The organism is Pseudomaricurvus sp. ABR4_320, from assembly GCF_056159445.1.
The window spans coordinates 1-13,125 of record NZ_JBSWVF010000010.1; the positions used below are offsets into that span (position 1 = coordinate 1).

A 13,125-nucleotide genomic window follows, 5' to 3' on the forward strand; every position below is an offset into this window, starting at 1 on the left:
AATGCCGCCAATTCGATTACCTTGGATATCCCAAATTTCCAACCAGATATCGTCAAGCTCTCGAAATGCAGCGAAATACTGACCATCTGGTGATGGTTCTGCCCCTGTTTTTAGATCCCAGTCGACAATAATATCTGCGATATAAACACCATTAAAATCCTGAACAGATACGCACGTATCTTCACCACCCAATACATCGCCAGTGTGATAGCGACAACCGATAGCGGTCACCCAAAATGTTGTGTTATCGGCTGATGCTTTAACGAAATACGTTGCGCTAAGTGGAAATCGAGTATTCTGGGATATCCAATCTGTATTAGGTATTCGAATATATTCCCCAGAACTTATATCCATCAAATAAGCAGATTTTGAATTTTCATATAAAAACTTACCTGATAGACCTGAATTTATTTCTCCAGAACTATTATTACTGGTATTGCCGCCATTATCGGTACTACCATCATCTGCGCTGCTATCGTCAGAGCCACCGCTATCGCTGGAACCTCCACCTCCGCCGCCTCCACCACAAGCGGTGAGGATAAGACAAAGGAGTAATAGCATTAGCTGAAAATTTGAGGATATTAATTTTGAATTTCGCATCACGTTTTTTACCTTCGAATCTGTCATTGGTTTACGTAAAATCCCGGTAAATTAGAATGAATAGGTATTTTGCGTAGTCTGGCTGACGTGTTGTTTTGCTGTCTGTGAAGCGCTGTTGTGCCGTTATTTTTGCTGGTAAAAATAGGCTCGGCAACGCGGCAAAACCAATGAAAGAGAAGGGGATGATTTGTCGAAAGACAAATGGGAAATTTCTGTGGGTCTTCCATGAAATAAATCTATCTATACTGTGTTAGACCTTAAAATAAATGGCAGTCGTCGCTTTTTCTGACGAGCTACTGTTTAACGTCTAACAGTCTTTTCTTGTATATCCCTATGCTTACCATATTTATTTTTAAATGTGGTTTGCTGCAGATATGTCCGTGTCTACTAAGTTCCTTTTTCTATCCACTAAATTTATTTCAGTCTACTAAGTTTGTTTTTCTTGTCTTTATTTTTGTGCCGGGGCTTTAAATTTCGCGCATTGTACGCGCGGTTCTTAAATAAAAAAACACGTGAATGGAATTGTAACATTCCGGCGATGATAGACCGCTGTGTTGTAAGAAAATTCAAATTTTTTGAGAGACACCCTAATAAGTAGTGAGCGCATTCCAAAGATAGTTAAGAAAAAGAGATGTTTCTTTCGCGTACTCGGGTAAATATTGTTGTCGATTGCTAAGAGCGCTTTATTTAGAAATATTGTCGTGTTTCGTAGGTGCTGATTGTGCCAGTAGCGACTTCATCGCCATAGAGAGGAGGGGCTATGGTTGCGGATAGGTGGTGGGTCGGCAAAGACAGTGCCTACAATCGGGATTGCGTTCAGTGATTGTTGTTAGATTGTCGCTTCACGAGTTTTCGTCGTATTTCATTGACTGTGTTTCAACAGCGTCCAGGGTACTGGCGTAACGCTAAGAAGCGCTATCAGGCTCCCGGAGAGGATCCGACGCAATACCCCATAACGCAATAATCCCGGAAGCCGCGTTAGCCGCTATCCGGGATCATCGTTCAGTAGGACTCTAATCTGAATTGGCGTTCTGTTGATGGTGGGGCGGAACTCTAGTCGTTCCCGTCGCCATCGCCGTCATCGGCCATGCCCAATTCTTTGAGCTTGCGGGTCAGTGTATTGCGCCCCCAGCCCAAGAGGTTCGCGGCATCGCGCTTGCGGCCGGCCGTGTGTTTTAGTGCGGTTTCTATCAGTGCTTTTTCAAAAGTCGGTACGGCGACCGAAAGGATGTCCTTTTGGCCCCTGGCAAGGGATTGATCCGCCCAGTGGCGAAGTGCTTTTTCCCAGTCGCCGGAAGGGCTGTCTTCGGGCTTGCTGTCCATCAATTCCGGCGGCAGGTCCTCGAGGTGAACCTCTCGTCCAGACGCCATTACGGTGATCCAGCGGCAGGTGTTTTCGAGCTGGCGAACGTTGCCTGGCCAGTTCAAATTGCAGAGGTAGTTTTCGGTATCCTGCAGTAGAATTTTGGGTTCAACTTCCAGTTCGCGGGCGGCTTTCAGGAAGAAATACTGGGCGAGCTTTGGAATGTCTTCGCGGCGATCCGACAGCTTCGGAATGTGAATTCGAATAACATTCAGGCGGTGGAAGAGATCCTCGCGGAAGCGATTTTGTTCAACCAGCGTTTCCAGGTTTTGGTGGGTTGCCGCGATAATTCGAACGTCCACTTTTACCGCGGTATGGCCGCCTACGCGATAGAATTCACCATCGGCCAGTACTCGCAATAATCGCGTTTGTGTTTCCGCGGGCATGTCTCCGATTTCGTCGAGAAACAGGGTGCCGCCATTGGCTTGTTCAAAGCGCCCCTGGCGCTGCCCGCCAGCGCCGGTAAAAGCGCCTTTTTCGTGACCGAAGAGTTCTGATTCGATCAGGTCTCTTGGAATCGCGGCCATGTTCAATGCGATAAACGTATTGTTGCGGCGTGGGCTGTGGCGGTGTAAGGCTCTGGCGACCAGCTCTTTACCCGTTCCGGATTCGCCGTTTATCAATACCGTTATGTTGGATTGCGACAGGCGACCAATGGCGCGAAAGACTTCCTGCATGGCAGGGGCTTCACCAATGATTTCGGCGCCAACTTCGGGGACGGGAGGCTCGCTTTCGCGTTGCTCTTCATTGGCATGAGCGAGGCCGCGTTTGATAACGGCGACGGCTTCGTCGACATCAAAGGGTTTCGGAAGATATTCGAATGCGCCGCCTTGGTAGGCTGACACAGCACTGTCGAGATCCGAGTGGGCGGTCATGATAATGATCGGCAGTCCCGGCGCTTCTTCTGCGAAGATCTTCAGCAGTGCCAGGCCGTCAGTGCCCGGCATGCGCACGTCGGTAATGACGGCATTGGGGCGATCGTTTTTGAGTGCGCTTAGGGCTCTATCCCCGTTTTCGAAAGCGGTGCAGTTGATTCCCTCTTGTTGCAGGGCTCTTTCCAGTACCCAGCGAATAGAGCGATCGTCGTCAATAATCCATACGTTGTTAGGCGGCATTGCTTTGTTCCAAAGGCAAGAAGATAGAAAAAATGGTTTGGCCAGGGTGGCTTTCGCATTCGATCAGGCCGTGGTGTTGATTGATGATATTTTGAGAGATGGCGAGTCCTAGGCCAGTTCCCAGCGCGCGGCCGGATATCATCGGATAAAAAATATCGTTGAGAATATCTTCTGGAATGCCGGGGCCATTGTCTTCGACGTCGATGCGGCAAACCAGATGGTAGTAGTGATGGCTGATGGTCAGCTGACGCTTAATGCGTGTGCGCAAGGTTATGGTGTTCTGTTGGTTCAACCCGGATTCCAGCAGCGCTTGCATGGCATTTCGGGTGATGTTTAAAAGTGCCTGGACCATAAACTCACGATCGGCATCGACATCAGGAATACTGGGGTCGTAGTCCCGTTGAATGGAGATGTCGAGTCCGCATTCCGCGATCATCACTTTGGCTACATGCTCGACGATTTCATGCACATTAATGCGTTCAAATTGCGGCAACTGCCGCGGACCCAGCATGCGGTCGACCAAATTGCGCAGTCGGTCGGTTTCTTCAATGATGACTTGGGTGAACTCTTCCAGCGTTGGGTCTGGCAGTTCTCGAGCCAGCAGCTGGGCTGCGCCACGAATTCCGCCCAGCGGATTTTTGATTTCGTGAGCGAGGCTGCGAACCAGATTGCGTGTGGTTTCTTGAGAGGAGATCAGCGTTTCTTCGCGACTGATGCGCAAAATATGATCCAGAGGCAATATCTCTATGATCAACAGGTCGGCGTCGGGAAGCGGGGTTACGCTGTAGTCAACGGTAAACTTCTGGCCGTTGTGCAAATGCCAGTTGGCGCGTCTCTTTGTGAACTGCGAGTGATTCGCGGCCGCCTGCAGGATCACCTCTTCTGGTGTCCCGTCCTCACGATAGTGTTTGAGGAATGGCTTATCGATCGCCTGGGCGCCACTGATCGCCAACAACATCTCTGCGGCAGGGTTCAGATACTTGATCTGTAAGGCCCGGTCGATAACAACCAGAGAGATGTTTAAGTGATCAAATACGGATTTAAATTGATGTTCTATCACCATTAAGTCTCGGACGTTTTATCGACTTATTGAAATCTGGCTGCTAATTCAGCAAAAAGCGAACCAATAGGGCGCACTCGCCCTAATTCGGTGATTTCAGCGGTTTTTGGCATTTATAGTAGAAATCTGCCCGACTTTTACGCGCTAAAGTAGTGCGTGAGCGAAGGCTTGTCTATAGAAAGTCGGGAGCGGGGCGGGGTTTTACGCAAGCCTGTCAGTTGGCGATGCTGGCGCGTTGCACGAAAACCGTGACGGGTTTTGACTGGATAGCGACTTTACGATTGCTGTCGACCAATACCGCGCTGATGGTGTGTTCGCCGCGAACGAGGTTGCCGATTGCGACATCGGTTTCCTGGCTTGGGGGGCTGGCGGGTTTGCCATCCAGCAATACCTGAATGAGATAGCCATTGGGTAGTGGATCACTAAGGCCCACGGAAACCAGGAGATCTCTTTGTCCCGGCGGGACGGTTGCTCCGTCTCGGGGATCAACGATCTGAATTTGCAGGGATTCTTCTAGCGGTTGTTTCTGGCTGGGAGTTATTTTTGACTGGTTTTGTGGTGCGATCGCGGGCTGGGTGTTGAGCGGCTCCAGTTCAACGGGTTTCGAATCGTCGTTTTGGGGGCTGTCGCTGTAGGTAACACTGCCGTCTTTATTAACGGTTTTGTACACCTGAGCACTGGCAGCGCTGCAAAGGCTGACGGTGATCAGTGTGGCGAACAGTAAGCGAGTCATAGTCATATCTCTACTGTCTGGCTCTGATAAAGTCTCTTCGGGTGTCGTGCAGTATAGCTGTTTAACAATGGCCGATACTGCTTGGCGCATGTTTCAGGCTTACTATACCCGGTTGGTTTATTTATGAACACAGGAAGATTTTAGCGACAATAAAAAAGGCCCCAATGGGGCCTTTTCAGCGTGGCGGGTTGAGAAACCCGCTTTGCTTGAGCGACTTATACAGAGTAGTAGAGGTCGAATTCTACCGGATGAGTGGTGTGCTCAACGCGGTAAACATCTTCCATCTTCAGCTCGATGTAGGCATCGATCATGTCGTCAGTGAATACACCGCCGGCAGTCAGGAACTCGCGGTCTGCATCCAAAGAAGCCAGTGCTTCGCGGAGAGAGCCACAAACTTGTGGAATCTCAGCTGCTTCTTCAGGTGGCAGGTCGTAAAGATCTTTATCGGCAGGATCGCCAGGGTGAATCTTGTTCTTGACGCCGTCCAAGCCAGCCATCAGCAATGCTGCGAAGGCCAGGTATGGGTTGGCGATTGGGTCAGGGAAGCGCGCTTCTACACGTACTGCTTTCGGAGAAGAAACGAAAGGAATACGCAGTGACGCGGAACGGTTACGGGCAGAGTATGCCAGCATGACCGGTGCTTCAAAGCCTGGGATCAGACGCTTGTACGAGTTGGTGCCTGGGTTGGTGAACGCGTTCAGTGCTTTCGCGTGCTTGATGATACCGCCAATGTAGTAAAGGGCAGTTTCAGACAACCCAGCGTAGCCGTCACCAGCAAATTGGTTGACGCCATCTTTCCAGAAAGACTGGTGGCAGTGCATACCAGAACCGTTATCTCCAACCAGTGGCTTAGGCATGAAGGTCGCGGTTTTGCCGTAAGCGGCAGCAACGTTGTGAACGCAGTATTTCAGGATCTGAGTTTCGTCAGCCTTGGATACGAGCGTATTAAAAGAAACACCGATTTCACACTGGCCAGCGTTGGCAACTTCGTGGTGGTGTACTTCTACGTCCAGACCCATTTGCTCCATGGCGTTACACATGGCAGAACGGATGTCGTGCAGTGAGTCAACTGGAGGTACGGGGAAGTAGCCACCTTTGACGCGAGGGCGGTGACCCATGTTGCCATCGGCGATGTCCATGGCAGAAGCCCAGGCGGCTTCTTCAGAATTGATCTTGACGAAAGAGCCGCTCATGTCAGCGCCCCACTTGATGTCGTCAAAGATGAAGAATTCAGGTTCTGGACCAAAGAAGGCGGTGTCGCCGAGTCCGGTAGATTTCAGATATTCTTCCGCGCGCTTGGCAACGGAACGGGGGTCACGATCGTAGCCTTCCATGGTGGACGGCTCGATGATGTCACAACGCAAAATTACTGTCGGCTCATCGGTAAATGGGTCGAGAATTGCGGTGCTGTCGTCCGGCATGAGAATCATGTCGGATTCGTTGATTCCTTTCCACCCGGAGATTGAAGAACCGTCAAACATTTGCCCGTTTTCGAAGTATTCTTCGTCAACAGCTCTAGCGGGAATCGTGACGTGTTGTTCTTTACCTTTGGTATCGGTGAAGCGTAAATCAACCCAGCGGGCTTCGCTCTCTTTGATCAAACTCAGAGTTTTCTCTGACATGCGGGTGCCTCCAGATGGCCTAACTTAAGTCAAAGTAACGTTTTTTAGGATAATCTTCCCGTCTGCTGCATCGATTCGAGGCAGTTTCGGCGAAAAGTCCGTTCGCATTCTTCACTCTTTAACGAGACGACGCAAGTGTGTGTTCTACTCCTGTGCGAGATCAGTGCGTTTCTAAGAGTGGAAACATGACCGGCAAATAATATGCCATTGAAATTCTGCAACATAATTGCTCACTGTGGCGCGCGTATCGTTGCGAGGTCTCTATCAGTAGATAGGTGAAGGGCGCCAATGTGGTGCTGAAAATAAAATGTGCCCACTATTGGTGCGATCGGTGTGGTCGAAAGTTTTTGCGAATTTTCAGCCTATTCCTTCTATCGCGTATAATGGAGCTCAATTCGATCAATCAGTTCCGCTGCCATCATGCAATTTGTCGTAAAGTTATTTCCAGAAATTACCATCAAAAGTCCACCGGTCCGTAAGCGGTTTACCCGTCAGCTTCGTGAGAATTTAAAGACGTTAACCGCAGAGTTACCCTTCGACGTTCGGATTGTGCGCGAATGGGATCGCCTGGATATCTTTGCCGATCCTGAAACGCCAGAACAGGTCCAGCAATTGGAGGTGATTCTGGCGTCGACCCCGGGAATTGCCCATGTCGATGTGGTGGAGTCGTTTAGCTTTGCGACGCTTGATGATGTTGTCGAGCAGGTGGTTCCAATTTGGGCCAAACAGGTCGAGGGAAAGACGTTTTGTGTTCGGGTCAAGAGAACTGGGGAGCATGGGTTTTCTTCTATTGACGCGGAGCGGGTTCTTGGTTCACACCTGAATCGTGGTAGCAATGCTGCCGGTGTTAATTTGAAACAGCCGGATATCACTTTTCGGGTGGATATCAAAGATCAGCGAGCGTTTATTGTGGAGCGTCAGCTTGCTGGTTTGGGTGGTTTTCCAATGGGAACCCAAGAGCCGGTTTTGTCACTGATCTCCGGCGGCTTCGATTCTACCGTTGCCAGTTTCGATATGATTCGCCGAGGTGTTCGTACGCACTTTTGCTTCTTTCGGTTAGGGGGTGCGGCCCATGAGGTCGGCGTAAAAGAGGTGGCGTATTTTCTCTGGCAAAAATATGCACGCTCCCATAAGGCACTCTTTATCACCATCCCTTTTGAAGACGTTGTGACGGAAATTCTGGAGAAAGTGGATAACCGCTACATGGGTGTCATCCTCAAGAGAATGATGCTGCGTGCTGCGGCAGCGATGGCGGAAGAGCTCAATGTCCCTGCGCTGGTTACCGGGGAGGCCATCGCTCAGGTGTCCAGTCAAACGTTGACGAATCTGGCGATAATTGATCGCGTCACCGATCATCTGGTGTTGCGTCCTTTGGCGGCGCGTGGAAAGGGCGAGATTATTCAAAGTGTTCGGGCGATGGGGGCCGAGGAGTTGGTCGCATCGATTCCTGAGTATTGCGGTGTTATATCCCGTAAGCCGACAACGCGGGCCAAGGCGTATCGTGTGGAGGGCGAAGAAGCCCGATTTGATTTCTCTATTTTAGATGCTGCGATTCAGGGGCGGGAATTCAACAGTATTGAGAATTTGCGCCCCTCGCCCGAGCTGGCAGAAAGCGTGAGTGTGTCGCCAGTTATTGCACCTGGTCAGGTGGTTATCGATGTGCGGCATCCAACTGAAACCGAGTTGCGACCGCTGGGGGATGTTGGCGCTGAAATTATCATGATTCCTTTCTACCAGCTGCCAACGAAATTTTCCGGGCTGGATGCGAACACTCACTATCTGCTCTATTGCGATAAAGGGGTGCTCAGCCAGTTGCAGGCTGCAAATCTCTGGGATGCGGGGCATCGCAACGTTTCCGTATGGCGTCCTGAATAACTAAGATTGGGCCTTTGGATTGGCAGCCTGTTGCCGGTTTTGTTCTATACTTAATGAACCAGGGCCTCGGTTATAGGTGCTCGGCGGTAGAACTGCATACATGGATCAGGCGCGCCAGTGCGACTCCTTATTCTAATCACCAGCAGTTATCTTCCCTTGAATCTACGTCTCTCAGCTTTTGTCTATAGGCTACCTGGCTAATCCCGCCCCGCGGGATGTTTCACCGTGTTCCGTTCAAAAGGTTGTCGATGTGTTGAGGATTTCCATGGGGCTGCGCAGCAAGCTGCTTTTAATGCTCCTCGGTTTGCTGATTATTCCGCTCGCCCTGTTGAGCGGTGGGGGATATTGGTATTTTTCCAGCCGGTTTTTTGATGAGGCGCTGTCGAAGCAGCGCCTGCTGACCAAGCGGATTAACGAGTCTGTTGGTTACAATCTGCAACGCAATCTCAATTTCTACCGAGGTATGGCAGATAACGCCCATTTCCTTGAGAAACTGCTCGCCTATCGTGGCGAGCCGGATCGGGCGTCTGCGCTGTCGTTGCAGCGGGCGCTGCGGGAATTTTTGAAGCTGAATTCAAGCCTGGTGGAAATGGCGGTTTACGACACCTCTGGTGCGCTGGAAAGTGCCTCCGTCACTGGCTTGGTGGGAAACAGTACGCCGCTTGGATTTCCGCTTCAGGTTTCAGGTCGGCTGCCTGCGCCGGGGAGCTACCGCATGTATGGTGTCGACGATGCAGAAGGCGGTCGGATTTTCCGGTTGCTTCTGCCGGTGCGTTCCGTGGAGTCCGGGGATTTGGGCTATCTGGCGATGAATATCAACAATACCGTTTTGCAACGGTTGGTTACGCTCAACCAGACTGAAGATCTGTTGCTCTTTTTCAGTAACGAAGAGGGGAAAATTCTCAGTAAGTCGGAGTCAATTCAGGTCGACGAACTGCCCCAGGGATATATGCAGCCGGCGTTGCTGGCAGGCAATGAGGAAACCATCGCGGTTGAGTTTAACAGCCACTCGTATCAAATGATGTTGCATCCAGCCGCGAACGGGCTTTGGTTTGGCACCTTGCTGGATAAGAATGCCTTGCTGATGCATACCAGAAATTTACTGACCGCAGCTTTTATTGCGGTGGCGGTTCTGATTTCTGTGGTTGTGTTGATCTTCTATGCACAATTAGCGCGTTGGATTGTGCGTCCGATAGACCAGCTGATCAGGGCAACCAGAACCATCTCGGCCGGCAATTATGAGCCGGATATTCCTATTCGGTCCGGGGACGAGATGGGCGAGTTGGCAGATGCTTTCCGGGTGATGGGCAAGCAGCTCGGAGAGTCCAACGCGCGGGTGACTCAGCTGGCATTCTACGATCCACTGACTCGCCTGCCGAATCGCGAGACACTTCGGCACTCCTTGCAGAAGATGATTGAGACGGCGGCACGCAAACATCGCATGCTGGGAATCTTGTTTATCGATCTGGATGATTTTAAAAAGGTTAATGATCGGCTTGGGCATGCGTCAGGTGATCAATTATTGGTCGAGGTTGGCAACCGACTCAGTCGTTGTCTGCGAGGCGGTGATCTGATCTCCGGTGGCACCAACGACTTTCGCCCGGATAAGGGCGAGGGGGGATCATTGATCAGTCGTCGAGGAGGCGATGAGTTCAACGCCATTATTAATGATGTCGACAGCGCCAGGGACATTGCCGTCGTTGCTGAGCGTTTAATTACCGATATAAATGCGCCGATCAGTCTTTCAGGAAGCCCGGTCAGTGTCGGCGCGAGTGTCGGCGTGGCGATCTATCCCTACGATGGAGAAGATGCAGATACCCTGCTTCGGAATGCCGATTTAGCGATGTATGAAGCTAAGCGACTGGGTAAGAACAAGTACTATCTGTTTACCGAATCGATTAACAAGCAGGTTAGTGAGCGTCTTGAAATGGAGCAGAGAATTGCACGAGGGCTCAAGCTGTCTGAGTTTTCTCTGCATTTTCAGCCGAAAATCAAGCTGGATACGATGCAGATCGGTGGCTTTGAGGCGCTGATTCGTTGGCAAAGCCCTGAGTTGGGCTATGTGTCGCCTGCGCAGTTTATTCCTCTGGCAGAAGGCTCCCAGCTGATTTACGACCTCGGGCGATGGATTATCGCTGAGGCGTTTTATCACATTCAGCAGTGGCACAGAATTTTGCCTCCGGGGGTGAGAGTCGCGATAAATATTTCCGCGAGGCAGTTGGCGCAGGAAAATTTTGCAGAAAACTTTTTGATGCTGGCCAGAGAATTTCAGATTGATCTTCAACGAATTGAAATCGAACTGACCGAGACCAGTATTTTAACTGACGAAGAGCTTGTCATTGATCATCTTACGCGCCTTCGCAATGCCGGGGTGAAGGTAAGTCTCGATGACTTTGGCACAGGTTATTCCTCTCTGACTTTCCTGCGAAACCTTCCTATTGATTCTGTGAAAATTGATCGCAGTTTTGTCACACGTTTGGAGCAAGATACCGAGTCCACCGAAATTGTCGCGTCGCTACTGGATCTGTGCCGCAAACTCTCCCTTGATACCGTTGCGGAAGGGCTGGAAACCTCAGCCCAACTGGATTATTTGAGTCGGCACGGCTGCCGAGAGGGACAGGGGTTCTATTTTGCGCGTCCAATGCCCGCCGCGGAGGTGGTAAATTTTGTCCATTCCCCCTCGTATGTGGTGATGTAAGCCAATATCGGCAGAGTCGCAGCGCGAGGTCGCGGATTTGTTCGCTATATTGTATAAAAATTGTTCGCTCTGTGACGATAACTGGTTCCTTGGCCTGGGGCAGCAGAGTATAATCCCGGCCTTTTCGCTAGCCCCCTCCCGCCACGGGAGTTTGCTTCCCTGACGTAGAGATGTTCCTGTGATCGAGAAACTTCGCAATATCGCCATTATCGCCCACGTTGACCATGGTAAAACCACTCTGGTTGATAAACTCCTCAGCCAATCCGGCACCCTAGACCGCAAAAACGAAGGGACAGAACGGATCATGGATTCCAACGATCAGGAAAAGGAGCGGGGTATTACCATTTTGGCTAAGAATACCGCGATCCAGTGGCAGGACTACCGAATCAATATCGTTGATACTCCGGGGCACGCCGACTTTGGTGGTGAGGTAGAGCGCGTGCTCTCCATGGTGGATTCCGTGTTGCTGTTGGTCGACGCAGTCGATGGCCCCATGCCTCAAACCCGTTTCGTGACGTCGAAGGCGTTCGAACGTGGCCTGCGTCCGATTGTTGTGATTAACAAAATTGACCGCCCCGGTGCCCGTCCGGATTGGGTTATGGATCAGGTCTTTGATTTGTTCGACAATCTCGGCGCCACCGATGAGCAGCTGGATTTCCCGGTTGTTTATGCCTCTGCCTTAAATGGTATTGCGGGTATGGATCCGGAAGAGATGGCAGAAGACATGACGCCGCTCTACGAAATGATCGTCGAGAATGTTCCGGCGCCAGAGGTCGATCCGGAAGGCCCTTTCCAGATGCAGGTATCGGCTCTGGACTACGACAGCTACGTGGGTGTTATTGGTATTGGCCGCATTACTCGCGGAACCTTGAAGCCAAACCAGCAAGTGATTATCAAATGTGCTGACGATTCTCAGCGCCGTGGACGTGTTTTGAATGTAAAAGGTTATCTCGGCCTGGAGCGGATCGATACAGAGCAAGCCAGCGCCGGTGACATTGTTTGTATCAATGGTATTGATGGTCTTGGTATTTCCGACACCCTCTGCGATCCCGATTGTGTAGAAGCCTTACCCGCGCTGACCGTGGATGAGCCCACCGTTAGCATGACCTTTATGGTCAATGACTCGCCATTTGCGGGATTGGAGGGCAAGTTTGTGACCTCCCGTAACATCAAGGAGCGTTTGGATCAGGAGCTGATTCATAACGTTGCGCTGCGCGTCCAGCAAGGCGATACCGCGGACAAGTTTATCGTTTCCGGTCGCGGTGAATTGCACCTGTCCGTTTTGATCGAAAACATGCGCCGTGAAGGTTTTGAGTTGGGTGTATCCCGTCCTGAAGTTGTGCAGAAAGAAGTCGATGGCGAGATTCAAGAGCCCTTCGAGCAGGTTGTTATCGACGTGGAAGAGCAGCATCAAGGATCCATTATGGAAGAGCTGGGTCTGCGTCGTGCTGAAATGACAAACATGGCTCCCGATGGTAAAGGCCGCGTTCGCTTGGAATTCGTTGTGCCTTCGCGCGGTTTAATTGGTTTCCGTGGTCTCTTTCTGACGTTGACGTCGGGTTCAGGAATTATGACCAGCGTCTTCGATCACTATGGTCCCGTCAAAGATGGCGAAGTTGCTCATCGTAAGAATGGCGTGCTAGTCAGTATGGTTAAAGGTAAGACACTGGCCTACGCCCTTTATAGCTTGCAAGACCGCGGACGCCTATTCCTCGGCCATGGTATTGATGTCTATGAAGGTCAGGTGGTCGGAATTCATTCCCGCAACAACGATTTGGTTGTAAACCCCACTAAAGCCAAGCAGCTGACCAATATCCGCGCTGCCGGTACGGACGAGGCGCTGACTCTGACACCGCCCATTCGCCATACCCTTGAGCAGGCGCTTGAGTTTATTGAAGATGACGAGCTGGTAGAAGTTACACCGGCGTCTATTCGAATCCGCAAGAAACTGCTGACAGAAAACGAAAGAAAACGCGCCAAAAAGTAAACCCTGCTTATCGCGGTGAAGGGTACGCCCTCCGCCGCGACCTACCGCAAGCTCCTGTTATGGGGTAGACTG

8 protein-coding genes are annotated in these 13,125 nt (G+C 51.0%); 3 read left to right on the forward strand and 5 right to left on the reverse strand.

Translation table 11 applies throughout. The annotated features are described in order from the left end of the window. From ACXAFR_RS18560 to glnA, 5 genes are all read right to left on the reverse strand, one after another. Positions 1 to 627: hypothetical protein (locus tag ACXAFR_RS18560; RefSeq protein WP_475179454.1), on the reverse strand; the 627-nt coding region annotated here is incomplete at its 3' end. Between the two features lie 1,026 nt (positions 628 to 1,653). After that, positions 1,654 to 3,078 (reverse strand): nitrogen regulation protein NR(I), encoded by a 1,425-nt coding sequence (gene glnG, locus ACXAFR_RS18565; protein ID WP_475179456.1) that lies wholly within the window; start codon positions 3,076 to 3,078, stop codon positions 1,654 to 1,656. Further along, the gene (glnL, locus tag ACXAFR_RS18570) at positions 3,068 to 4,141 is read right to left on the reverse strand and encodes a nitrogen regulation protein NR(II) (RefSeq protein ID WP_475179459.1); all 1,074 of its coding nucleotides are present in this window, start codon (positions 4,139 to 4,141) and stop codon (positions 3,068 to 3,070) included. Before glnL ends, glnG begins: the two co-directional genes overlap by 11 nt. A 211-nt stretch (positions 4,142 to 4,352) precedes the next feature. Next, positions 4,353 to 4,871 (reverse strand): DUF4124 domain-containing protein, encoded by a 519-nt coding sequence (locus ACXAFR_RS18575; protein WP_475179461.1) that lies wholly within the window; start codon positions 4,869 to 4,871, stop codon positions 4,353 to 4,355. Between the two features lie 215 nt (positions 4,872 to 5,086). Further along, positions 5,087 to 6,493: a glutamate--ammonia ligase gene (glnA, locus tag ACXAFR_RS18580; RefSeq protein WP_475179463.1), complete on the reverse strand. Its 1,407-nt coding sequence runs from the start codon at positions 6,491 to 6,493 to the stop codon at positions 5,087 to 5,089. Positions 6,494 to 6,913: 420 nt separating this feature from the next. On the opposite strand from glnA, the gene thiI reads away from it, so the two are divergent. The 3 genes from thiI (at position 6,914) to typA (ending at position 13,053) form a co-directional block, all read left to right on the forward strand. After that, complete coding sequence (gene thiI / locus ACXAFR_RS18585; RefSeq protein ID WP_475179465.1) at positions 6,914 to 8,368, forward strand: tRNA uracil 4-sulfurtransferase ThiI; 1,455 nt, start codon at positions 6,914 to 6,916, stop codon at positions 8,366 to 8,368. A gap of 250 nt (positions 8,369 to 8,618) precedes the next feature. Further along, complete coding sequence (locus tag ACXAFR_RS18590; protein WP_475179469.1) at positions 8,619 to 11,066, forward strand: bifunctional diguanylate cyclase/phosphodiesterase; 2,448 nt, start codon at positions 8,619 to 8,621, stop codon at positions 11,064 to 11,066. Positions 11,067 to 11,244: 178 nt separating this feature from the next. After that, complete coding sequence (typA, locus tag ACXAFR_RS18595; RefSeq protein ID WP_475179471.1) at positions 11,245 to 13,053, forward strand: translational GTPase TypA; 1,809 nt, start codon at positions 11,245 to 11,247, stop codon at positions 13,051 to 13,053. Positions 13,054 to 13,125 lie beyond the last annotated feature (72 nt).

Excerpts from the sequence above, each read along its gene's own strand:
- glnG (WP_475179456.1), bottom strand. The coding sequence starts at position 3,078 with ATGCCGCCTAACAACGTATGGATTATTGACGACGATCGCTCTATTCGC.
- glnL (WP_475179459.1), bottom strand. The coding sequence starts at position 4,141 with ATGGTGATAGAACATCAATTTAAATCCGTATTTGATCACTTAAACATC.
- ACXAFR_RS18575 (WP_475179461.1), bottom strand. The coding sequence starts at position 4,871 with ATGACTCGCTTACTGTTCGCCACACTGATCACCGTCAGCCTTTGCAGC.
- glnA (WP_475179463.1), bottom strand. The coding sequence starts at position 6,493 with ATGTCAGAGAAAACTCTGAGTTTGATCAAAGAGAGCGAAGCCCGCTGG.
- thiI (WP_475179465.1), top strand. The coding sequence starts at position 6,914 with ATGCAATTTGTCGTAAAGTTATTTCCAGAAATTACCATCAAAAGTCCA.